Source organism: Photobacterium sp. NCIMB 13483 (assembly GCF_003025475.1).
GTDB lineage: Bacteria > Pseudomonadota > Gammaproteobacteria > Enterobacterales > Vibrionaceae > Photobacterium > Photobacterium piscicola.
In genome coordinates, this window is record NZ_PYLV01000013.1 from 1 (window position 1) to 22,278 (window position 22,278).

Genomic DNA, 22,278 nt, shown 5'->3' on the forward strand with positions numbered 1-22,278 from the left:
ACTGCGGAGTGGTAGTTCAGTTGGTTAGAATACCGGCCTGTCACGCCGGGGGTCGCGGGTTCGAGTCCCGTCCACTCCGCCATTATTGAAGAAACCTGAATCGAAAGATTCAGGTTTTTTTTCGTCTGTATAAATGTGAAATAATGCAGAATAGATATCGTGGAGTGGCAGTGGTCTGTTATTCGGTAGTTTTGTGGTCTGTCACGTTGGGGGACGCGTCGATATTAGGTATTGCAAGTCCCGTCCACTTCACATTATTAAAGAAACATGGATCGAAAGATTTGTTTTTTTTAGTCTGTAGAAATAGTCATTTTATGTGGTTACTTTGACGACTTTTATTCTGAGATTATTACGATGTGCTGATTGATTATATTATTTAAATAATACTTTATTGCTCTGTTGTAATTGTGAATATTTGTGTGAGAATATTTAATAGATAGTTTTGATATTTAGTATTACAGCTATAGTCTATTAATGTAACAAGTTCTTCTCCGATAGGAGATATACGGTAATAGGTAAAAGATGTGTTTTTATTATAACAATTCAAGCTGTAACTGATATTTTTAAAATGTAATTGTATGGTTTGTGTATGATTAATTTTACTTGATTCAAATTCTGTTTTTAATATTAGTCCTAAGTCCATTAAAATAACAATACTTGAATATGGTATAGAATATTGATTATATTCAATAGGATAGTTTTTATTTTTTACCAAAAAAAACATTAATTTATCTATTGTCTTTATATTTGTAACGATCTTTCTATCTTTAGTGTTATTAATCTGACAGCTTACGCTCATAATATATTGAAATAACAATGCTTCTTTATGAGTCATCGAGATTAAAATAGTAAGAGCTCTTAATGATGTTGTTCCTGGATGTACTAGCTCTTTTTTGAGAATTTGAGCCCATAAATTTTGCATTGATGAACTATAAACTTGTTTAGCCATTTTAATAAAGCGTGCTAACCAATCAGGATCTGGTTCTGTTGTCGTTTCATTATTGCATTGCTCGTAAGTCAGCTTAAAGATGGTTTCAATATTATATTGTTCGCGCTGATGGTGTAGTTGTTGGCTATTAGCATATCTTTCAGTTAATGAGCGCTTATTATGAGAGCTTATTAACCCATCATAACCAAAATGTTGTGCTAAAGCATGAATACGATTCTTACTATTTGTTCGTAATCGCTTTACAGGTATGTTTTTTGACGGTGGTTGTGTTGTTGTCATTATCAAATAATCTATTAACTATTAGGCCGTTACTAATAACGGCCTACATTAATATTTCTTAAGCGGTAAATAGTCGTTATAGGTTTTTCTTTACTATTGTGATGACTTGTTTGATTTGTTGGTGGTTTAATTGTCCTTCAAATTGGAACAATATTTGTCCTTTTTGATTAAGCACAATGATGGCAGAGTTTTCTTTTTGTAGAGACCATGTTCTTTGAACGATGCCATTGCTATCTAACACTATTGATGACCATGGATACTGTTTCTTGCTGTCTTCTGAAGCACTTTTGACAAAACCAGATGTTCCCCAGATAGCATCATCTTGGTTGATGATTGTTGTTGTTTGGTATTTTGATTCTGGAAAATGTGCGTCACTGATCGCTTTGATTAAGTTTGCATTGATCTTTTTTGCAGAACTTCTTCCAGCGATTGCCATTATGATACGAACTTTTCCTGTTAGTTGTGTACTGCGCCAAGATTGATAATTAATGCTGCCATTGTTCAGTATGAGTTCACCTTTATTTGTTACTGTAACAGGCGTTACTACTTTACCTTTTTCAAGATTATTCGCTTGAACGATCATTGGCATTGAAGCAATAAATATTATAGTTAATAGTGTCTTATACATAATTATCCCTGTTTATTTATGATGTTATTCGTGTCTCGTGAGCTTTATTTCCGCATTATTATTCTAATTTTTATTGCTAATTATTTATGCCATATTTTATATGGCAGATTGTTTGCATGTTTAATTTTTAATAAGAATCACTGCGTTTTATTAATTATGATGTGAGGATTTATGTTAAGAATATTTCAAGTATATCGCCCTATTCAAATTGCTAAGCATGTTAAGAATTTCTTTCGAGGACGGCTTTTTATTATTGGAATTGGCGGTTTTGAATTTGAAAATGGTCGATTGATCCCACCTTTATCGGCTGATCTTAAAGTATTGAGCGTAATATCTGAAGTGAATAGAGAAATTAAGATACTTTCTGTGACCATTGTTTAAATTATACAATCGTGGTGACAAATAATGATGTTTTATGTATTGAAAAATTATACCTATTATACTTTATTGTTAATGATTATTTTTTATGCGTATATCAATAAATGGCAAATAAAAATTTGATGGTAAGATAATTGCCATTTTCATTTTGCAATGCTTGTTGATAATATTCAGTGCACTATTAGGCTATAATTTTCAGCTAAAATGAGAATAATTACTCTAGATCTATTGAGTTGCTATGTAGGATTGTAGTCATTTAAGGCGCTCTGATTATTATTGTAAGAGTTGTTGGGCGTTAAACAAATAAGACTAATAGGATGCGTTATTAATGACACATATATGAATTGAGTGGTTTATTGTCAATAATATTTGTAGCTATTGTTGGTATAGATCTACACCATTTGCCAAAATAGACCGTGTGAATGAATCTAATTTTTTCCAAGAAGCATAATTCGAATGAATAAAGTTTATCAGTGGCTGGGTGTTGCATCTTTTGCCTTAGTATTATCAAGTCCGGCTATGGCGGCATCTCTTAAAGTTAAGGGATTAAACAGTAGCCTTGAAGATAATGTCGATGCTTATTTATCGGCTATTTCTAAAAGTGATTATAGTAATACCTTACGTTTTCAAGAGCAGGTTAAATCTGAAATCAGTCAAGCATTACAAGCATTGGGTTATTACCAGCCGACATATGATTATCAGGTTAAAGGGAGTGGCAAAAAGACGGATATAATTGTAACCGTTGATGCTGGCCCTCGTACTCATATTAGCCAAAGTAATATCATTATTACTGGGGATGCGAAAGATGATCCTGCTTTTATTTCATTATTGAAAAATAGCGGATTAGGCGTTGGAATGGCGCTTAATCAGGGTAAATATGAAGCCTTAAAATCAGCGTTACAAAGCCTGGCAGTGCGTCGCGGTTACTTTGATGCTGAGCTAAAGAAAAGTGAATTAGGTGTTATTCCTACCCGTAATGAAGCGATCATTACGATAGATTTTGATTCTGGGCGTCGTTATACCTTTGGTGATACCAACTTTACCGGGAGTCAAATCAAAGATGAACGCCTTCGTTCAATGATTCCTTATACTGAAGATGAACCTTATTTAGCCTCTAAATTAGGGCTGTATAATGAACGCTTATCTAATGTTGGCTGGTTTTCATCTATTTATGTCGGTGGTGATGTTACTAAACGTAAGGATGATAAAATTCCGATTGAGGTTGCTTTAACTCCTCAAGTTAGAAACCAAATTGAAACAGGTATTGGTTTTTCAACTGATACGGGTCCACGCCTAAAATTTAATTGGAAAAAACCATGGATCACCAGTAATGGTCACAGTTTTTACCTTAAATCTGAGATATCGAAAGAACAGCCAAAGCTTGAAGCTGCTTATAAAATCCCATTAGATGATGTTTTAAATAATTACTATCAAATTGTTGGTGGCATTCGTTATGTTGATAGCCACGATACAATCAGCACACAACTAGGGTTAGGTGTTGAACGACACTGGAAGTTAAGCTCTGGGTGGGAACGCACTGTTTCACTGCATTGGCTTAATGAAAAGTATAAGCAAGGTGGTGATGAGAGCGGTACTTTCAATGTCTTCTTGCCAGGGCTTTCTTACAGTAAGAGTCACTTTACTGGTGGTGTATTCCCAACGTCTGGTAGTAAGTATAATTTTTCCGTTGAATTTGCAGATAAGTCGTTAGGTTCCAATACGAGCTTAATCCGTATACAAGCAAAATCGGCATGGATTCGCACCTTAAGTGAAAACCAACGAGGCCTTTTCCGTATTGCGGGGGGAGCTGTACTAGCAGATAACATTCGTGATATTCCACCATCATTACGCTACTTTATTGGTGGTGATAATAGTATTCGAGGCTATGGTTATGAGTCTATTTCACCACGTAACGATTTAGGTCGTATGGTCGGTGGTCAATATATGGCGACCAGCAGTATTGAATACCAATACCGTTTATATAACGATTGGTGGGGTGCATTATTTTATGATTATGGTTCGACATGGAATGACAACAAACCAGATTGGATGCGAGGTACTGGTTTCGGTGTTCGTTGGGCATCTCCAGTGGGGCCGGTTCGTATTGACTTTGCTTGGGGGCTTGATAAACCCGACAAGGACAAGTTTCAACTTCACTTTTCTTTAGGACCTGAATTATGATCTGGGTGAAGCGCATATCCCTGACTCTTTTAGCAATTTTATTGTTTTTAGTGATCGCCATTGCGGTGATCTTATATACCCCTGCAGGGTTAAAATTTGCTAGCTGGGGAGCGCAAAAAGCGTTACCTACATTATCTATAGGTGAAACTTCAGGCTCTCTATTACGCGGCTTTCAAGTTGATAATGTACGTTATCAAGATAGCAATATGAACTTAGCTGTTAATCGGTTGAATCTAACCTTGGATGATCGCTGTTTATTGACGCCTGAAATTTGTATTTCAAATGTAGGGGTTAATGGCGTTAAGTTTTCAATGCCAACATTACCGCCAACAACTGAGCCTGAACAACCATCAAAACCGGTAACTGAAATCAGTCTGCCTATTCCTATTAAAGTTGATCACGTTACTTTAGATAATATTGATCTTGATATCTTATCGAATAAGGTGAATTGGCAACATTTTTCTACTGCCGCGACGGTTATTGGCAGCCATGTCATATTAAAGCCAACCGACTGGGATAATATTAAGTTAGCACTTGCTCCTGCGAAAAATCCTGTAAAATCGAAAGCAAAGCCAAAAGTAAAGGTTAAGGCTAAATCTGATGCTACTATTATCACGTTGCCTGATGTCGTATTACCAATGTCGTTTGATATTGAACGTTTTACTATTAAAAATTTCGAATTAGAAGGTAAAACACCACAAAAAGTATCTTTACTTGAGGTGATAGCATCAGGAAAAGGGAGTGAAATTAACCTTAAAAAGTTACAGCTTGATGCACCACAAGCGAATTTTAAAGCGCAGGCACAAGTAACATTAGCCGGTGATTATCCTTTAACGTTAAATGCTGATGCTAATATCGCAATGAAGCCGGTTAGTGGTCAAACACTGACGTTAAAAGCGAGTGGTTCATTACAAAAGCTCGTTGTTGATGCGCAACTTAAAGGCAAATTAGACGCTATTGTTAAAGGCAAGTTATCACCATTAAAGGCGGATTTTCCATTTGATGTGGCAATCTCTAGTCAACATTTACAATGGCCAATCGATAAGTCGGCTGAGTTTACTGTTGATAAGACTAATATTGATGCGAAAGGTAGTTTAAACGGGTTTACATTTAATGCGAAAAGTAACATTGATGGTAAACCAATGCCGGCAGTGAAGTTTGCTCTTAATGGTAAAGGTGACCTAAATAAGGTCGACCTTTCATCATTAAAAATTAATACCTTAGGTGGTGTTATCACGGGCAATGCAAAAGCAAGCTGGAAAGATTTAGTCAATTGGAGTGGGCAACTACAATTTGCTGATATTCAACCGGGTTTACAGTGGCCTGCGGCACAAGGCAATGTTAGTGGTAAGCTCGCCACTTCTGGTGGTTTAACCAAACAAGGTGGTTGGTTTGTTAAATTGCCACAGTTGGCTGTTAACGGCACCATCATGAAACAAGCTTTAACATTGGTTGGTAAGTTAGATGCTTCTGATATTAATGGCAAAGGGGATCTATTACAGGTTAATACTCCAGGGTTAACTTTAAAACATGGTCCTAATGGGATGATGGTAAAAGGTCAACTTGATAAGACTTGGAACATGGTAGCTAATATTGATGCGCCAAATTTATCTAAATCATTAAAAGGCCTTCATGGTGCTGTTAATGGTGATGTTATGTTATCTGGCAGTATGGCAACTCCTGATATTAAGCTTGATTTGCAAGGGAATGATTTAGGTTGGCAACAGTTAGCAAGCTTAGCTTCGTTTAACCTTAAAGGTAATGTGACGCCTTTACCTAATATGAAAGCGAATGTCAGTTTGACTGCTGCAAAAGGTAAATATGGCACAACATCCCTTGATGATCTTAATATTCTATTTAAAGGCACTGAGCAACAGCATAGTCTAAGTGTTAATGCGAAAGGTGATCCTGTTGGTGCTAATTTATTGATCAATGGTGACTTTAATAAAAAAACTGGCTGGAAAGGTACGTTAGTTAAAGGTGATATTAGTACACCTGTTGGTAACTGGGTACTTAATCATTCGACCTTGATTAGCTATGATCTTAAAACCGCAATGGCAAATGTTGGTGCGCATTGTTGGCAACAAGGGCAAGCGGGGATTTGTTTAACTAACGATCTTAGCGCTGGAGCATCAGGCCAAGCACAGTTAGCTATTCGTAAATTTAACTTTGATTTGTTAAAACCGTTCCTACCGCCAGAATTAAAACTGACGGGTGAGCTTGGTGCAAATGTTGATGCCAAATGGGCACCCAAAGCTCCCCCTTATCTAAAAGCGAATATCATTATGCCTGCTGGCGGCATTCGTCAACAGATGAGTAGTGACGAGCAGCCGCTAACGTTGGGCTGGGATAAAGTAACCGTTAATGCGGATATGCAAGATAACGTATTAAATGCAAATTGGTTAGTTGCGATTAAGAATAATGGTGATCTAAGTGGTCGCGCAAGGATCACCAATCTGCAAGGTGATAAACAGATTAATGCCAATGTTAAGCTTGATCGTTTTACCTTAGGGTTCCTTGAGCCGATGATCAAAGATTATCATAAGTTTGATGGTCAAGTTGATACGAACTTAACAGTGACCGGACCTATCTTGCATCCTGCGGTTAATGGCTTATTACAAGTGTCTAAACTAGAGGCAACGGGACGTAAAGTACCATTAGATATTAAAAATGCAGATATCAAACTGGCCTTTAATGGTTATAACGCCACTCTAATGGGTAATATTTATACGCCAGATGGACAGTTATTGCTACGAGGTACTGGTGATTGGCAGGATATGAAAGCTTGGAAAACAAAGCTGAATATTAATGGTAAAGAGTTAAAGGTAAGTGTACCGCCAATGGTTGCATTGAAGGTATCACCAGATTTAACCATTGAAGCTTCGCCAACAATGGCTGAAATTACCGGAAAAATTGGTATTCCGTGGGGACGTATCACGGTTAATCAGTTACCTAAATCAGCGGTGAGAGTCTCAAAAGATCAAGTGATCTTAAAAGATGACATGCAGCCATTAAAAGAAAAATCAGAAGTACCATTTGATATTAAGACCAATATTTTTGTACATATTGGTGATGATGTTAAATTGTCTGCTTTTGGTTTAAAAGCTGGCCTGTTAGGTGATTTAAACGTTCGCCAAGCAGGTAAAGGGCCGATGATTTATGGTGAAGTTAATATTGCCAAGGGATCGTATTACCGTGCATTAGGACAAGAGCTATCGATTCGTAAAGGGCAAATTTTGTTTAATGGCCCAGCAGAACAGCCTTATCTTTCTATCGAGGCGATTCGAGATCCTGATAATGTTGAAGATGATGTGATTGCTGGTGTACGTGTTACTGGCCCTGCTGATAAACCTGAAGTAAATATCTTCTCTGATCCAGCAATGCCACAACAAAATGCCTTGTCATATATTCTAACCGGTAAGAATCTTGATTCTGAAAACTCGGGCGATAATAGTGCAATGACAACGGCATTGATTGGTATGGGCTTGGCACAAAGTGGCCAATTAGTCGGTGATGTTGGCGAGGCCGTGGGCGTTAAAGATCTTAGCTTATCAACATCTGGTGCGGGTGATGATTCGCAAGTGACGATCAGTGGTTATATTGCTCCAGGGTTACAAGTGAAGTACGGGGTGGGTATTTTTAATCAAGTGGATGAATTTACTTTGCGCTACCGATTATTGCGGAATTTGTATGTTGAAGCAGTTTCTGGTCTTGATCAGACTGTGGATTTACTTTACCAATTTGAATTTAATTAATCACAACCTGATGCTTTAGCGTCAGTATCCTGATAATGAAAGGCCCGATTAGTAATAATCGGGCTTTTTTTATCATGTTATTATGGGATTGGATGTGGTTGTGTTGCTTTGAGATCTTGATAATTACGCCCATTATATACTGCGGTGTATCCTAGCTCTTGTAAGCTTGTTGCTGCTATTTCTGCTCGTCGACCTGATTTACAATAAAGTAAGATTGGTTGCTCTTTATCTTTATAGGTCGTCACTATGGCTGCAATATCTTGGTAAGGGACATTAATTGCTGAAGTTAGATGGCCTTGTGAAAATTCATTTGGTGTTCTAACGTCGATAATGACATGCGGTTGTTGTTGCTGTAGTTGCCAAAATTGTTGGACAGAAACATTCTGGGCATAAGTTATTGGAACGATAGCGGTAAGACTAAATATGGTTATCAACAATTTATATTGTAGAGTGTGTTTCATGGCGTTGATCGCTATTTTTATGCACGTTCAAATGAGGTGATGATTTCTTCTTTTGCTGCCGTTACATTTTCCCAACCATCAATTTTGACCCACTTATTGGCTTCTAATTCTTTGTAATGTTCAAAAAAGTGAACTATTTGTGCTTTCAATAAGCTTGGTAGATCATCGATATTCTGAATATGATCATATTCAGAGCTGAGTTTACTATGAGGAACTGCGACAATTTTGGCATCTTCACCTGATTCATCAGTCATTTTTAATACCCCAATTGGACGACAACGAATCACGGATCCTGTCAGTAATGGATATGGTGTTGGCACTAAGACATCGACAGGATCGCCATCAAGAGAAAGAGTATGGTTAATATAGCCATAGTTACATGGATAAAACATTGGTGTTGATGTAAATCTATCAACAAAAATAGCCCCACTGGCTTTATCGACTTCGTACTTAATTGGATCGGCATTGGCGGGAATTTCAATAATCACATTGATATCGTGAGGAATATCTTGACCTGCTGTTACTTTATTTAAACTCATGACTGACCTCTTTGTTGTTAATTAAATGTTAATGGTGTTGAGGTTATCATGATTGATATTAAAAACAACCGTCGTCATGGCGCAGCTGTTGAGGTACAAACGACAGCTGAATATATTGCTGACACTATCAAGGTGGTTAAGACCACCTTGAACATTAGTGATTATGATTCATCGACTTCATGAAGGAAGGCTTCTACTTTGTTGACCATGTTGGTTGAGCCAACAAAAAAAGGTACCCGTTGATGCAATTCTGTTGGCACGAGATCTAAAATACGTTGTTGGCCATCAGTTGCCCGTCCTCCTGCTTGTTCAATTAATAATGCCATCGGATTACATTCATACAGTAACCGTAACTTTCCATTTGGATAACTGGCAGTACTTGGGTAAAGGTAGATGCCACCTTTTAATAGATTACGATGGAAATCAGCGACTAACGACCCAATGTAACGTGATGTATAAGGACGGTTATCTTGTGGTGCATATTCTTGGCAGAATTTGATGTATTTTTTAACACCTAATGGAAAGCGAATATAGTTACCTTCATTGATGGAATAGATATTGCCATCAACAGGAATTTGCATATTTTCATGAGAGAGGCAAAATACACCGAGTGAGGGATCATAAGTAAAACCATGTACACCATTACCTGTGGTGTAAACTAGCATGGTGGATGAACCGTAGATAACATAACCGGCAGCTACTTGGCGATGCCCTGGTTGCAGAAAATCAACCTCTGTTGCGGGGGAGCCAACGGGAGATATACGGCGATAAATAGAGAAAATTGTACCGACAGAGACATTAACATCGATGTTAGATGAACCATCAAGAGGATCCATTAGTACCACATATTTAGCATCTCGGTTTAACTGTCGATTAAAGCTAACTGCTTGATCTTCTTCTTCACTGGCAATACCGCACACTTGATCGCGTGCTTCTAATGCGGCTTTAAATTTGTCATTAGCATAAAGATCAAGTTTTTGTTGTTCTTCACCTTGTATGTTTTCTGTGCCTACGGCTCCTGTTATATCAGCTAATCCGGCTTTATTGATTTCGCGATTTACGATTTTAGCCGCCAGTTTTATCGAGCCGAGCAGTGAGGATAGTTCGCCACTGGCATGAGGAAAATCACTCTGTTTCTCGACAATAAATTCACCAAGCGTTCTAATATCGGTCATAAACAATCCTTGCATTATGTTGTCATAAGAAGATGTAGGTTCAGTTGTATACTTGTTGGATCTCAACTTGTAATGAGAGCGAATGCCTCACAGTATTTTTTGTTATATAAAGAATTGTATATAAAGATCTTTTTTATGGTAACGAAGTAACGTCAAAGCGTGACATTAATAAAATTTAAGGATGGAAACAGCAGTTATGCATATTCATATTTTAGGTATTTGTGGAACATTTATGGGAGGCGCTGCCACATTGGCAACTAAGCTGGGCCATAAAGTGACTGGTTCTGATGCCAATGTATATCCGCCGATGAGTACGATGCTTGAGTCTCAAGGTATTGAAATAATTCAAGGATATGACCCAGAACAATTAAAGCCAGCGCCTGATTTAGTGGTCATTGGTAACGCCATGAGCCGTGGTAATCCATGTGTTGAATATGTGCTTAATAATAATTTACGTTATACCTCGGGCCCACAATGGCTACAGGATTATTTATTGCATGATCGCTGGGTTATGGCAGTGGCTGGCACCCATGGTAAAACCACAACCGCGAGTATGTTAGCGTGGATCTTAGATGATTGTGGTTATCAACCCGGTTTTCTTGTTGGGGGAGTGCTTGGAAACTTTGGTGTTTCTGCTCGTCTTGGCGAAAGTATGTTCTTCGTTGTTGAAGCTGATGAATATGACAGTGCTTTTTTTGATAAACGTTCGAAGTTTGTTCATTACCATCCTCGCACATTGATCATGAATAACCTTGAGTTTGATCACGCTGATATTTTTGATGACTTAAAAGCCATTCAACGCCAATTCCATCATTTAGTACGTACAGTACCTGGTAATGGACGTATTTTAGCGCCGCATGGCGTGAAAAATATTGATGAGACATTAGCAATGGGTTGCTGGAGTGAGCTGGAATATATCGGTGATGATGGTCATTGGCGTGCAGATAAAAAGTTAGCTGATGGCAGTGTGTTTGATGTTTATCTTGATGATCAATTAGTCGGCACTGTCGATTGGGCATTAGTGGGCGACCATAATGTCAATAATGCCTTAATGGCCATTGCTGCGGCTCGACACGTTGGAGTTACCGCGAATTTAGCGTGTGATGCATTAGCTAAATTTATCAATACTAAGCGTCGATTAGAGTATAAAGGTGAGGTAAATGGTATTACGGTTTATGATGATTTTGCTCATCATCCAACGGCGATTGAATTAACATTAGGTGGATTAAGAGCTAAATTACCTCAGTCTCGTATTCTTGCTGTACTTGAACCGCGTTCAAATACCATGAAATTAGGGGTGCATAAGCATGATTTAGCGCCAGCCTTAGCTGCCGCAAATGAAGTGTTTTTATTTCAGCCTGATAACATTCCATGGTCAGTGCAGGAAATTGCCGATCAATGTCCTCAACCTGCATTTTGTAGTGATAACATTGATACGCTGGTGGCGAATATTGTTGAATCAGCACAAGTTGGTGATACGATTTTAGTGATGAGTAATGGTGGTTTTAGTGGTATTCATGACAAACTATTAGCGGCATTAACTGCAAAATAAAGTGAGAGATAATGACAAATAAACAGATAACATTAGCATGGACGGGCGCGTCTGGTGCACCTTATGGTTTGCGTTTACTTGAATGCTTGTTAGCTGCAGATTATCAGGTTTATCTGTTGATTTCATCTGCTGCTCGAGTGGTATTAGCGACCGAACATGGACTTAAATTATCGGCGGCACCAGCAACGGCACAGCAACAGTTAGTGGCACATTTACAGTGTCCTGCTGAACAGCTGGTGGTGTGTGGTAAAGAAGATTGGTTTTCACCGGTAGCATCGGGATCGGCGGCGCCAAAACAAATGGTAATTTGTCCGTGTTCAGCATCAACATTGGCATCCGTGGCTTATGGAATGTCTAATAACTTGCTTGAGCGGGCTGCGGATGTGGTTATTAAGGAGCGTGGTCAGTTACTGCTGGTGATTCGAGAAACGCCATTTTCAAGTATTCATTTAGAAAATATGCTTAAGTTATCGCAACTGGGGGTGACGATTATGCCTGCGGCTCCGGGGTTTTATCATCAACCGCAAACCATTGATGATTTGGTTGATTTTATGGTGGCTCGAATATTAGATCATTTAAATATTGAGCAGGGTTTGGTGCCGCGTTGGGGATATGATCAACGTTAACCGTGAGCATGTCGCGATTAACATGAGTTAAGCACAATAAAAACGAAGGGTCTATATTTCTTGAGCAATTATGCTGATGCCATATAAAGTTAGATAGACCCTAATCGTCGGTCAATCAGTTGCTGTAATCAAATAGCTCACACACTGATTCATAAAGTTCATCAGTGGTGATGTTATTGGTCGGTGTGATAAAGATAGTATCATCACCCGCAACAACACCAAGGATCCCTTCTGCTCTACCTAAAGAATCTAATAGACGCGCAATGACTTGTGCAGCACCAGGACCGGTGTGGATCACAACTAATGCGCTGTTAAAGCCAACTTCCATTACTAGTTCTTTTAATGGGCTTGTAATTGTTGGTACGCCAAGTTCAATCGGTAAACAATACACCATTTCCATTTTGGCATTGCGAGTACGTACTGCACCAAATTTTGTTAGCATGCGAGAGACTTTTGATTGGTTAATATTATCAAAACCCTGTGCTTTCAATGCATCAACAATCTCACCTTGAGAACTGAACTTTTCTTCTTTTAAAATTAATTTAAACGCTTTAACTAAACGTTCTTGCTTATCTGAATTTCGCATAAGTAAATATTATCTACAGGGACGAGGTGAGCCATTTTTGCATAACCTGTGACTCACTGGCAAACAAAGTGCATCAAAATAAATATGTGAAATCGCATTTTTAGCGTATATAAAATTTTTTATTGTGACTCTTGTCATTGTTTTGTCATGACTTATTAGATGAAACCCACGAAAGGCGAGTCACGATTAAATTTATAATTTATTTGTCTGATAAAAGCGTTTGAGTGCATTTTTATGGGATTCTGCGTTACTTCGCAAAGCGAGTCGGAGATGATTGTATTTTTTTTTTGCTTAATATAACGTCCATAGATTGTTATTCAGTTATTACGATTATTAACTGGATCAGATTGTACCCACGTCAATAAATATACTTCTATCGTAAAGGAGAACGAATATGAAAGTTGCTGTAATTGGTGCGGCTGGTGGTATTGGTCAAGCATTAGCGTTGCTATTGAAAAACCGTTTACCTGCAGGCTCAGATCTTGCTTTATATGATATAGCTCCAGTAACACCCGGTGTTGCGGCTGATTTAAGTCATATCCCAACACCTGTAGCAATTAAAGGGTATTGTGGGGACGATCCAACACCAGCATTGGAAGGGGCTGATGTTGTGCTTATTTCTGCGGGTGTGGCACGTAAACCTGGAATGGATCGTGCCGATTTGTTCAATGTTAATGCTGGTATTGTTAAATCATTGGCTGAAAAAATAGCGGTAGTATGTCCAACAGCTTGTGTTGGTATTATTACAAATCCGGTCAATACCACAGTTGCAATTGCTGCTGATGTACTCAAAAAAGCGGGTGTATACGATAAGCGTAAGTTATTTGGTATCACAACATTAGATGTGATTCGTTCTGAAACATTTGTAGCAGAGCTTAAAGGTATTTCTCCGTGTGATATTCGTGTTCCTGTTATTGGCGGCCACTCGGGTGTGACAATTTTACCATTGTTATCACAAGTTAAAGGTGTGAGTTTTTCTGAAGACGAAGTTAAAGCATTAACCCCACGTATTCAAAACGCAGGTACGGAAGTTGTGGAAGCTAAAGCGGGTGGTGGCTCTGCAACGTTATCTATGGGTCAAGCGGCATGTCGCTTTGGCTTAGCCATGGTACGTGCACTACAAGGCGAGCAAGGTGTGGTTGAATGCGCTTACGTTGAAGGCGATGGTCAGCATACACGTTTCTTCGCTCAACCTGTGCTATTGGGTAAAGAAGGTATTGAGGAAGTAATGGATTACGGCAACTTAAGTGCGTTTGAACAAAATGCCTTAGAAAGCATGCTTGAAACATTACGTGCAGATATCGCGCTTGGTGAAGAGTTTGCGGCTAAATAAGTCACAGTTCTACTAAGCTTAAAAAAGTAGACATAAAAAAAGCGGCTTAATTAAAAAGCCGCTTTTTTGTGTTCTAAAGAGTGTGAATGTTAATAATAGCGTTCACAGCCATTATGTAATTGAGGCTGTTCGATAAGATCGGCGACGTCAATCGACTGTAATTGATGATCCTGACCGTGTTCAATGATCGCTGAATGATATTGATGATCGATGCCGATCACTTTTCCTACCCCGTGATGAGATTCTACCCACATACCCGTTGTTAAATGATTAATATCCATGATCGCCTTCTTGGTCTACAGCTCATAAAATGATGTGATAGCTATAGTATAGATCATGATTGATCGTGTCCTTGGTATTGAACGCGAGGTATAAAAAAACCTGCCTTTAAAAAGACAGGTTTGAATAAGATAGGGGGGAATAGATTATTTTTTACGTTGCACAGCCATATGAGCAAGCGTAATCAGTGCTTGTTTATAATCTGACTCAGCAATAGGGGCTAGTGCGGCAATGGCTTTCTGGGCTTCTTGTTCTGCACGTTGTTGGGTATACTCCAACGAGCCGTGTTGACGCATACAAGCCAGAATTGCATCAAGCTTATCCATACCATTAGCATGCACAATAGCGTCTCTAATCATTGCTGATTGCGCTTGATCGCCATGATGCATAGCATGCAATAATGGCAATGTGGGTTTACCTTCTGCAAGATCATCGCCAACGTTCTTACCCATTTCTTTGCCATCGGCAACATAGTCAAGAACATCATCAATTAATTGGAAAGCCGTCCCTAAATAACGACCATACTCTTGCAATGCGATTTCAACTTCCGCAGATGCATCAGCGATGATCGCTGCAATTTGAGTTGATGCTTCAAATAAACGTGCTGTTTTTGAGTAGATCACCTGCATGTAGCTTGTTTCTGTGGTGTCGGGATCATTACAGTTCATTAACTGCAGCACTTCACCTTCGGCGATCACATTAGTTGCTTCACTCATGATGTCAAGGATCCTTAATGATCTTAGGCTTGTCATCATTTGAAAAGAGCGCGTATAGATGTAATCACCAACTAACACACTGGCCGCATTTCCGAAAGCTGCGTTGGCGGTTTCTTTACCACGACGCATATCTGATTCATCAACCACATCATCATGAAGCAATGTGGCAGTGTGAATAAATTCAACAAAAGCAGCGGCTGTGGTGTGTTTATCACCGTCATAGCCAAGTGCGCGGGCTGTTAATACAGCCAGCATAGGGCGAATACGTTTTCCACCACTGTTTACAATGTAGAATCCGAGTTGATTAATCAGGGCTACATCTGAGTTCAGTTGCGCCTGTATCTTCGCGTCGACTTCCGCCATATCGTTGGCGGTGAGCGCTTGGATAGCTTTAAAATCCATTATACGTCCAGCAAGATTGTTAGCCGCGTAGGGCGGAAAATATTTCGAATTGATACGTGAATCTTACACTAAAATAACCATATCGTCATAACCTCAAATACAGCTATTTCAAACAGTTTTTGTGCTGGGTAGCTTTTCACCAATTTTCTTTCGAGAATGGCTTGCCACAAAGTCTCTTTTCGCGTAACATTCGCGCCCTATTGATGACAAGATTAAGCGCATACCCATTGCCCATTTTAGACGTGGCAAATGGCCTATGCGGAGAAGCGGAGTAAGACATGTACGCTGTTTTCCAAAGTGGTGGTAAACAACACCGTGTAAGCGAAGGCCAAACCTTACGCTTAGAAAAACTAGACGCTGAAACTGGCGCTAGCATTGAATTTGACTCAGTACTTTTAGTAGCTAATGGCGAAGAAGTATCTGTAGGCGCACCTTTTGTAGCTGGCGGTAAAGTAACTGCTGAAGTTGTTACTCACGGTCGTGGCGATAAAGTAAAAATCGTTAAGTTCCGTCGTCGTAAGCACTCTCGTAAGCAAATGGGCCACCGTCAGTGGTTCACTGAAGTCAAAATTACTGGCATCAGCGCTTAATAACAGGAGAATTTAAAGATGGCACATAAAAAAGCTGGCGGTTCTACTAATAACGGCCGTGATTCAGAAAGCAAACGCCTAGGTGTTAAGCGTTTTGGTGGCGAGTCTGTATTAGCAGGCAACATCATCGTTCGTCAACGTGGTACTAAGTTCCACGCTGGCACAAACGTTGGCCTAGGTAAAGACCACACTCTATTCGCTCTATCTGACGGTAAAGTGAAGTTTGAAGTTAAAGGTCCTAAAAACCGTAAATTCGTATCTATCGACGCTGAATAATTTTCAGAATCGACACGAATATTAAAGCCCTGCCTTTTTGGCGGGGCTTTTTATATCTGGAGGGTTTATGATTAATAGCAACCCCATGATTGGTTTTTTTCTCGCAATGACAACCGCCGTTTTTTGGGGCGCATTACCCATTGCAATGAAACAAGCCGTAGAAGTGATGGATCCTTTTACGATCGTTTGGTATCGCTTTCTTGTTGCAGCATTTGGCCTTGGCCTTTTTTTAATGTGGCGCAAGCAACTACCGATTATATCAAATCTTGGGAGAATGAGTTGTGTGGTGCTTGCCATCGGCAGCTTGGGTCTTGCAGGGAACTTTGTGCTGTATAACAGCTCATTGAAATATTTAAACCCTCACGTTGTACAAGTTATTATCCAATTAGCGCCGGTGATGCTATTAGTATCAAGTGCTTGGGTGTTTAAAGAGAAATTAGGTCGGCATCAAGTTGTGGGAGTCATTGCTCTCATTGGTGGTTTGATCCTATTCTTTAATGAACGGCTTATTGAGCTGTTTACCAGTTTTTCTGGCTATACTGTAGGTGTTAGCCTTGCTGTTACCGCAGCGTTAGTATGGGTTGTTTATGGCCTAGCTCAGAAGTGGCTATTACGGCAATTTTCATCAGCACAAATATTACTGATGATTTATATCATATGTGCTGTAATACTGACCCCAATGGCACAACCACAACAAATTTTCGCAATGGATAACCGCCAATTAGGGATGTTGTTATTCTGTTGTATTAATACGCTTGTTGGCTATGGTGCATTTGCAGAAGCAATGTCACGTTGGCAAGCATCACAAGTGAGTGCGGTGATTACACTGACGCCCTTGTTTACGATATTATTTGTCGATCTTGCGAGTTTGGCTTGGCCACAATATGTTGCGACGGTCTCTTTAAATATATGGGGCTATCTCGGTGCTATAGTTGTGGTAGGTGGCGCTGTTTGTTGTGCTATAGGCCATAAGTTTATTAGCCCAAGCAAATAGCCAAGGTCCATGAAATAATTACTACGCGGTGATATGTGCTAAATGCCTTCATCGCAGTATGTTAAACGCCACAGTGCGGAGAAAAAAATGAAGTTTATAGATGAAGCGGTTATTCGCGCCGATGCCGGTGATGGCGGTAATGGTGTAGTAAGTTTTCGTACTGAAAAGTACATTCCTCGTGGCGGCCCTGACGGCGGTGACGGCGGCGATGGTGGTGATGTTTACCTATACGCTGATGAAAACTTCAATACACTGATTGATTACCGTTTTGAACGTTTTCATGCCGCTGAGCGTGGTGAAAACGGCCGTGGCGGTAACTGTACTGGTAAACGCGGTGCGGATGAAGTATTAACAGTACCTGTAGGTACACGTGCTATCGATGAAGATACGGGCGAAGTGATTGCCGATCTTACTGAGCATGGTATGAAAGTGATGGTTGCTAAAGGCGGTTTCCACGGCCTAGGTAACACCCGCTTTAAATCATCTGTAAACCGTGCACCACGTCAAAAGAGTATGGGCAGTAAAGGTGAAATTCGTCACTTACGCCTAGAACTGCTACTTTTAGCTGATGTGGGTATGCTAGGTTTGCCTAATGCGGGTAAATCTACCTTTATTCGCGCTGTATCGTCTGCTAAGCCAAAAGTAGCTGATTACCCGTTCACTACCCTTGTTCCAAGCTTGGGTGTGGTACGTGTCGATGCAGAGCGTAGTTTTGTTGTTGCCGATATTCCAGGTCTAATCGAAGGTGCTGCTGACGGTGCTGGCTTGGGTATTCGCTTCTTGAAGCACCTTGAGCGTTGTCGTGTGTTATTACACATGGTTGATCTGCTTCCTGCCGACGGTTCTGATCCAGTAGAGAATGCCTTTACTATCATCAATGAACTTGAGCAATACAGCGATAAACTTGGTAATAAGCCTCGTTGGATCGTATTTAACAAAGCAGATCTTCTTGATGAAGAACAAGCACAAGAAAAGATCACTGAAGTGCTTGAAGCATTAGCATGGGAAGGCAAACACTATAGTATCTCAGCGTTAAACCGCATTGGTACTAAAGAGCTGACTTATGATCTGATGGCTGCTATCGAGGCTCTACCTCGTGTTAAGTATGAAATTGAAGAGCAGAAAGAAGATAAAGTCGACTTTAAGTGGGATGATTACCACGCTGAACAAATTAAGAAAGTTCAGGATGAAGACGACGATGATGATTGGGATGACTGGAATGAAGATGATTACGATGTAGAAATCATCTATAAGCCATAAGCCATTATCGGCGACATGCATAAGAAGCCATACCGTTGAGGTGTGGCTTTTTTTTGTGCTTAATCAACACGCGTGGTAGTGGGTTAGGTATGCTAGTTATTCTGAAATGATTTTTATAATGGATTGTAAATGGATATCAACATGGAGAGGGTCTTGCTACCGTTGAGCGAAACCCAGCAACGGAAAGTGACTCGGTTGGCAATAGAGGCGGGACAGCGGTTATTACAACATGGCGCTGAGAGTACCGTAATTATGGATGTTACCCGTCGATTGGGATTAGCGCTTGGTGTCGAGCATGTTGAGGTGTCATTATCGGCCAGTTCGATGGTGATCAGTACTCGCCATTTAGGTTGTTGTATTACCACTACTCGACGTTGCCAAGACGGCGGGATCAACATGCAAATAGTGACCGATATTCAACGAATTTGTATTCTTGTTGAGCGGGGGTTATTGGATGACAATGACGTTCAACATCGTTTAGAAAACCTCAAAATTCAACGTTATAATCGCTGGTTAGTGGTGGTTATGATAGGTCTATCTTGCGCCGCATTTAGCCGTTTAGCTGGTGGTGATTGGCCAGTATTTTTACTGACTTTTTGTGCCTCTTCTGTCGGAATGTATGTTCGCCAACAAATCGCCAGTTACCATTTTAATCCACTGCTTAATTTTGGGGTGACAGCGTTTGTAACCACGCTCATTTCAGGCCTTGGTGAAGTGTATAATATTGGTGCTCAACCGTTTTTAGCTATGGCTTCATCGGTATTGATGTTAGTGCCTGGTTTTCCATTAATTAATGCTGTGGCTGATATGGTAAAAGGCTTTCCAAGTATGGGGTTAGCCCGTTGGACCATGGCAAGTTTATTAACCTTATCGACCTGCATGGGCATCATCGCTGCGATGAATGTCTTGGGAGTATGGGGGTGGTTACTATGACATTAATGGTGGCATTACTGAATGATATGTTACTGGCGATGATTCCTGCTTTGGGATTTGCATTGGTGTTTAATGTACCTCAAAAAGCGTTAAAATATTGCGCTATTGGTGGCGCAATTGGCCATGGAACACGGTTTCTATTAATGCATTGGGGGCTTTCGATTGAATGGTCGACGCTTGCGGCGGCAACCTTAGTTGGCATGATTGGTGTGCATTGGTCGCACCGCTTTTTAGCCCACCCTAAAGTGTTTACGGTGGCGGCATTGATCCCTATGGTGCCTGGAGTGTTTGCCTTTAAAGCGATGATTGCTATCGTTGAAATTAACCATCGGGGTTTTTCGTTAGCCTTATGGGGATTGATGATCGATAACGTGCTAAAAGCGGTATTTATTGTTGCTGCACTAGCGATTGGGTTAGCTATGCCAGGGTTATTATTTTATCGTCGCCGTCCTGTGGTATAACTACGACAGAATGACAAGATGAATACTGGCAACGTAAATGGAGATGCAAAAATGAAGATCAGTATGATCGCTGCAATGGCTCACCAACGGATCATTGGTAAAGAGAATAGCATGCCATGGCATTTACCCGCTGATTTTGCATGGTTTAAGCATTGCACGCTAGGTAAACCGATAGTGATGGGACGTAAAACCTTTGAATCAATTGGACGACCATTACCGGGACGATTAAACATTGTTATTAGCCGTAATCCTGATTTTTATGCAGAAGGGATCACTGTCGTTAGTGATATGGCGGCTGCAAAATTAGCCGCAGGTGATGCACCTGAGCTAATGATCATTGGTGGCGGCAGTATTTATCAAGCGTGTTTACCGATAGCGGATAGATTATATTTAACCTTTATTGATGCTGATATTGAGGGCGGGGATACCCAATTTCCTGAGTGGGGTGATCATTGGCATCGCGTTGAAAGTCAGCATTATGATGCCGATGATAAAAATGCTTATGCGATGGAGTTTGTGATCTTAGAGCGATCATAACCAAAGTTGCAGACGTTAATATCAAGAATGCCGACAATAACTGTCGGCATTTTTATGTGTCTCGATCATGCGTAAAGCGGGCACTCTGTAACGAATCGCTGCCCATCTTCCCAACGCAGCATAGTTAAGCTATTGCCCCATACACAGCCAGTATCTAATCCAATACAGTGTTCATCTTGATGACCCATTAAGGCAGCCCAATGACCAAAGATAATCGTCTTTGCTAATGGTTGTGTGCGCTTAACATCAAACCAAGGGATCAAGTTACCAGCACTTGGATCATTGGGTTGTACTTTACAGTGCATATCCAATCGTCCTTGAGGATCGCAAAATCGCATTCGCGTAAAACTGTTGATCGTAAATCGTAACCGTTCTATTTGAGAAAGATCGTCTTGCCACCAATCAGGGCCCTCACCATACATGTTTTTTAATAACCACAAGTAATCATCAGACTGAAGCAGAGCCTCGACTTCTCGTGCATGTTGACGCGCCTGTTCAAGCGTCCATTGTGGCGTAATACCCGCATGTACCATAACCAATGGGTAATGAGGATGTTCCGCTAATAATGGCTGGTGGCGTAACCAATTAAGGAGTTCTGGGCCATCTTCAGCGGTAAAAATTTGATGGATATTATCGCTTTTTTTAGCGCGCGCCAGTTGATGAGATACCGCTAATAAATGCAGATCATGATTGCCTAAAATGACCGTAGCATGATCGCCCAATGCTTTTACAAAGCGTAATGTTTCTAACGATTCTGGGCCGCGAGCAACCAGATCGCCAGCAAGCCATAAATGATCATGATGAGGATCGAAATTTGCTTGGGCCAGTAATTTTTTTAAGTCGGGTAAACAGCCTTGAATATCACCGACAAGATAAGTCGCCATGGTGCTCCCATTATCAATGCGTTAATTAACATGAAATTAATCGCATTAGGTTAATGAAGAATGTTCGGCATTGCTAGTCGAAATGGTGTCACTTCAACTTTAAAGCGATTACCTGCTTCATCTTCCATGGTGTATTGACCTTGCATAACACCGACAGGGGTTTCAATGATAGTGCCGCTGGTATAAGTGAATTCATCAGCAGCGTTGATATGCGGTTGTTGTCCGACGACGCCTTCACCTTCAATAACCAATTTTTTGCCATTAGCATCAGTAATTAACCAATAGCGTGTTAGTAAGTGAGCGCTACCGCGGCCTAGATTTTTAATGGTGATAGTGTATGAAAATACATAACGTTGCTGATCAGGTTGCGATTGTTCTGCTAGATAATGACTGACAACATGGCATTTGATCGTTGGAGGAGATGAGATACTCACAGGCAATATCCTTTGCTGATGATTTATTCTCATTTTAGTATTGTTGGCTGATAAATAAAGAAAACCCTGC

The 22,278-nt window shown here is 40.2% G+C and carries 24 protein-coding genes and 1 tRNA gene; 15 read left to right on the forward strand and 10 right to left on the reverse strand.

What is annotated here, in order from left to right; translation table 11 throughout:
* Window positions 1–5 precede the first annotated feature (5 nt).
* Window positions 6–82 (forward strand) — tRNA-Asp (locus C9I86_RS11500).
* A 306-nt stretch (window positions 83–388) separates the two neighbouring features.
* On the opposite strand, the gene C9I86_RS11505 is transcribed toward C9I86_RS11500, so the two are convergent.
* Window positions 389–1,228, reverse strand: coding sequence for a TIGR03899 family protein (locus tag C9I86_RS11505; protein WP_107276399.1), 840 nt, complete (start codon window positions 1,226–1,228; stop codon window positions 389–391).
* A gap of 76 nt (window positions 1,229–1,304) precedes the next feature.
* Entirely contained in the window at window positions 1,305–1,856 is a 552-nt protein-coding gene (locus tag C9I86_RS11510) for a YtfJ family protein (RefSeq protein WP_199190783.1), read from the reverse strand.
* Window positions 1,857–2,027: 171 nt separating this feature from the next.
* Between C9I86_RS11510 and C9I86_RS11515 the strand changes: the two genes are divergently transcribed.
* From C9I86_RS11515 to C9I86_RS11525, 3 genes are all read left to right on the forward strand, one after another.
* Window positions 2,028–2,237, forward strand: a complete 210-nt coding sequence (locus C9I86_RS11515; protein ID WP_107276401.1) for a DUF1107 domain-containing protein — start codon at window positions 2,028–2,030, stop codon at window positions 2,235–2,237.
* 453 nt (window positions 2,238–2,690) lie between these two features.
* On the forward strand, window positions 2,691–4,415 hold the full coding sequence (locus C9I86_RS11520) for an autotransporter assembly complex family protein (protein WP_080158619.1): 1,725 nt from the start codon (window positions 2,691–2,693) through the stop codon (window positions 4,413–4,415).
* On the forward strand, window positions 4,412–8,170 hold the full coding sequence (locus C9I86_RS11525; RefSeq protein ID WP_107276402.1) for a translocation/assembly module TamB domain-containing protein: 3,759 nt from the start codon (window positions 4,412–4,414) through the stop codon (window positions 8,168–8,170). Before C9I86_RS11520 ends, C9I86_RS11525 begins: the two co-directional genes overlap by 4 nt.
* Before the next feature lie 80 nt (window positions 8,171–8,250).
* On the opposite strand, the gene C9I86_RS11530 is transcribed toward C9I86_RS11525, so the two are convergent.
* Both C9I86_RS11530 and ppa read right to left on the reverse strand, forming a co-directional pair.
* Window positions 8,251–8,631 carry a rhodanese-like domain-containing protein gene (locus tag C9I86_RS11530; protein ID WP_107276403.1) on the reverse strand — a complete coding sequence of 127 codons (381 nt, stop codon included), beginning with the start codon at window positions 8,629–8,631 and terminating at the stop codon, window positions 8,251–8,253.
* A gap of 17 nt (window positions 8,632–8,648) precedes the next feature.
* Complete coding sequence (gene ppa / locus C9I86_RS11535; RefSeq protein WP_107276404.1) at window positions 8,649–9,170, reverse strand: inorganic diphosphatase; 522 nt, start codon at window positions 9,168–9,170, stop codon at window positions 8,649–8,651.
* Between the two features lie 48 nt (window positions 9,171–9,218).
* Between ppa and C9I86_RS20345 the strand changes: the two genes are divergently transcribed.
* A complete protein-coding gene (locus tag C9I86_RS20345; protein WP_255418384.1) occupies window positions 9,219–9,353 on the forward strand; it encodes a hypothetical protein in 135 nt (44 codons plus the stop codon).
* On the opposite strand, the gene fbp is transcribed toward C9I86_RS20345, so the two are convergent.
* Entirely contained in the window at window positions 9,332–10,345 is a 1,014-nt protein-coding gene (gene fbp, locus C9I86_RS11540; protein WP_107276405.1) for a class 1 fructose-bisphosphatase, read from the reverse strand. The two genes, C9I86_RS20345 and fbp, sit on opposite strands and share 22 nt — an antisense overlap.
* A 196-nt stretch (window positions 10,346–10,541) precedes the next feature.
* Here fbp and mpl point away from each other — a divergent pair, with 196 nt between their 5' ends.
* Both mpl and C9I86_RS11550 read left to right on the forward strand, forming a co-directional pair.
* A complete protein-coding gene (gene mpl / locus C9I86_RS11545; RefSeq protein WP_080158614.1) occupies window positions 10,542–11,897 on the forward strand; it encodes a UDP-N-acetylmuramate:L-alanyl-gamma-D-glutamyl-meso-diaminopimelate ligase in 1,356 nt (451 codons plus the stop codon).
* An 11-nt stretch (window positions 11,898–11,908) separates the two neighbouring features.
* Window positions 11,909–12,523, forward strand: coding sequence for a flavin prenyltransferase UbiX (locus C9I86_RS11550; RefSeq protein ID WP_107276406.1), 615 nt, complete (start codon window positions 11,909–11,911; stop codon window positions 12,521–12,523).
* A 115-nt stretch (window positions 12,524–12,638) separates the two neighbouring features.
* On the opposite strand, the gene argR is transcribed toward C9I86_RS11550, so the two are convergent.
* Window positions 12,639–13,109 (reverse strand): transcriptional regulator ArgR, encoded by a 471-nt coding sequence (gene argR / locus C9I86_RS11555; protein WP_080158612.1) that lies wholly within the window; start codon window positions 13,107–13,109, stop codon window positions 12,639–12,641.
* Between the two features lie 394 nt (window positions 13,110–13,503).
* Here argR and mdh point away from each other — a divergent pair, with 394 nt between their 5' ends.
* The gene (gene mdh, locus C9I86_RS11560; RefSeq protein ID WP_080158611.1) at window positions 13,504–14,442 is read left to right on the forward strand and encodes a malate dehydrogenase; all 939 of its coding nucleotides are present in this window, start codon (window positions 13,504–13,506) and stop codon (window positions 14,440–14,442) included.
* A gap of 89 nt (window positions 14,443–14,531) precedes the next feature.
* Here mdh and C9I86_RS11565 read toward each other — a convergent pair whose 3' ends face one another.
* The gene (locus C9I86_RS11565; protein ID WP_045038638.1) at window positions 14,532–14,723 is read right to left on the reverse strand and encodes a hypothetical protein; all 192 of its coding nucleotides are present in this window, start codon (window positions 14,721–14,723) and stop codon (window positions 14,532–14,534) included.
* Window positions 14,724–14,867: 144 nt separating this feature from the next.
* Complete coding sequence (gene ispB / locus C9I86_RS11570; RefSeq protein ID WP_080158610.1) at window positions 14,868–15,839, reverse strand: octaprenyl diphosphate synthase; 972 nt, start codon at window positions 15,837–15,839, stop codon at window positions 14,868–14,870.
* Window positions 15,840–16,117: 278 nt separating this feature from the next.
* Here ispB and rplU point away from each other — a divergent pair, with 278 nt between their 5' ends.
* The 7 genes from rplU (at window position 16,118) to folA (ending at window position 20,890) form a co-directional block, all read left to right on the forward strand.
* A complete protein-coding gene (gene rplU / locus C9I86_RS11575; protein WP_005369904.1) occupies window positions 16,118–16,429 on the forward strand; it encodes a 50S ribosomal protein L21 in 312 nt (103 codons plus the stop codon).
* An 18-nt stretch (window positions 16,430–16,447) separates the two neighbouring features.
* Complete coding sequence (gene rpmA, locus C9I86_RS11580) at window positions 16,448–16,705, forward strand: 50S ribosomal protein L27 (RefSeq protein ID WP_036796188.1); 258 nt, start codon at window positions 16,448–16,450, stop codon at window positions 16,703–16,705.
* A 67-nt stretch (window positions 16,706–16,772) separates the two neighbouring features.
* Window positions 16,773–17,699 (forward strand): DMT family transporter, encoded by a 927-nt coding sequence (locus C9I86_RS11585; RefSeq protein ID WP_080158609.1) that lies wholly within the window; start codon window positions 16,773–16,775, stop codon window positions 17,697–17,699.
* A gap of 87 nt (window positions 17,700–17,786) precedes the next feature.
* Entirely contained in the window at window positions 17,787–18,959 is a 1,173-nt protein-coding gene (gene cgtA, locus C9I86_RS11590; RefSeq protein WP_080158608.1) for an Obg family GTPase CgtA, read from the forward strand.
* Window positions 18,960–19,100: 141 nt separating this feature from the next.
* A complete protein-coding gene (locus C9I86_RS11595) occupies window positions 19,101–19,892 on the forward strand; it encodes a threonine/serine exporter ThrE family protein (protein ID WP_107276446.1) in 792 nt (263 codons plus the stop codon).
* Window positions 19,889–20,353, forward strand: coding sequence for a threonine/serine exporter family protein (locus C9I86_RS11600; protein ID WP_107276407.1), 465 nt, complete (start codon window positions 19,889–19,891; stop codon window positions 20,351–20,353). The genes C9I86_RS11595 and C9I86_RS11600 overlap by 4 nt, the downstream gene beginning before the upstream one ends.
* A gap of 51 nt (window positions 20,354–20,404) precedes the next feature.
* Window positions 20,405–20,890 (forward strand): type 3 dihydrofolate reductase, encoded by a 486-nt coding sequence (gene folA, locus C9I86_RS11605; RefSeq protein WP_107276408.1) that lies wholly within the window; start codon window positions 20,405–20,407, stop codon window positions 20,888–20,890.
* Between the two features lie 65 nt (window positions 20,891–20,955).
* On the opposite strand, the gene C9I86_RS11610 is transcribed toward folA, so the two are convergent.
* Window positions 20,956–21,774 (reverse strand): symmetrical bis(5'-nucleosyl)-tetraphosphatase, encoded by an 819-nt coding sequence (locus tag C9I86_RS11610; protein WP_107276409.1) that lies wholly within the window; start codon window positions 21,772–21,774, stop codon window positions 20,956–20,958.
* Window positions 21,775–21,824: 50 nt separating this feature from the next.
* Complete coding sequence (gene apaG / locus C9I86_RS11615) at window positions 21,825–22,241, reverse strand: Co2+/Mg2+ efflux protein ApaG (RefSeq protein ID WP_369925598.1); 417 nt, start codon at window positions 22,239–22,241, stop codon at window positions 21,825–21,827.
* Window positions 22,242–22,278: the final 37 nt, after the last annotated feature.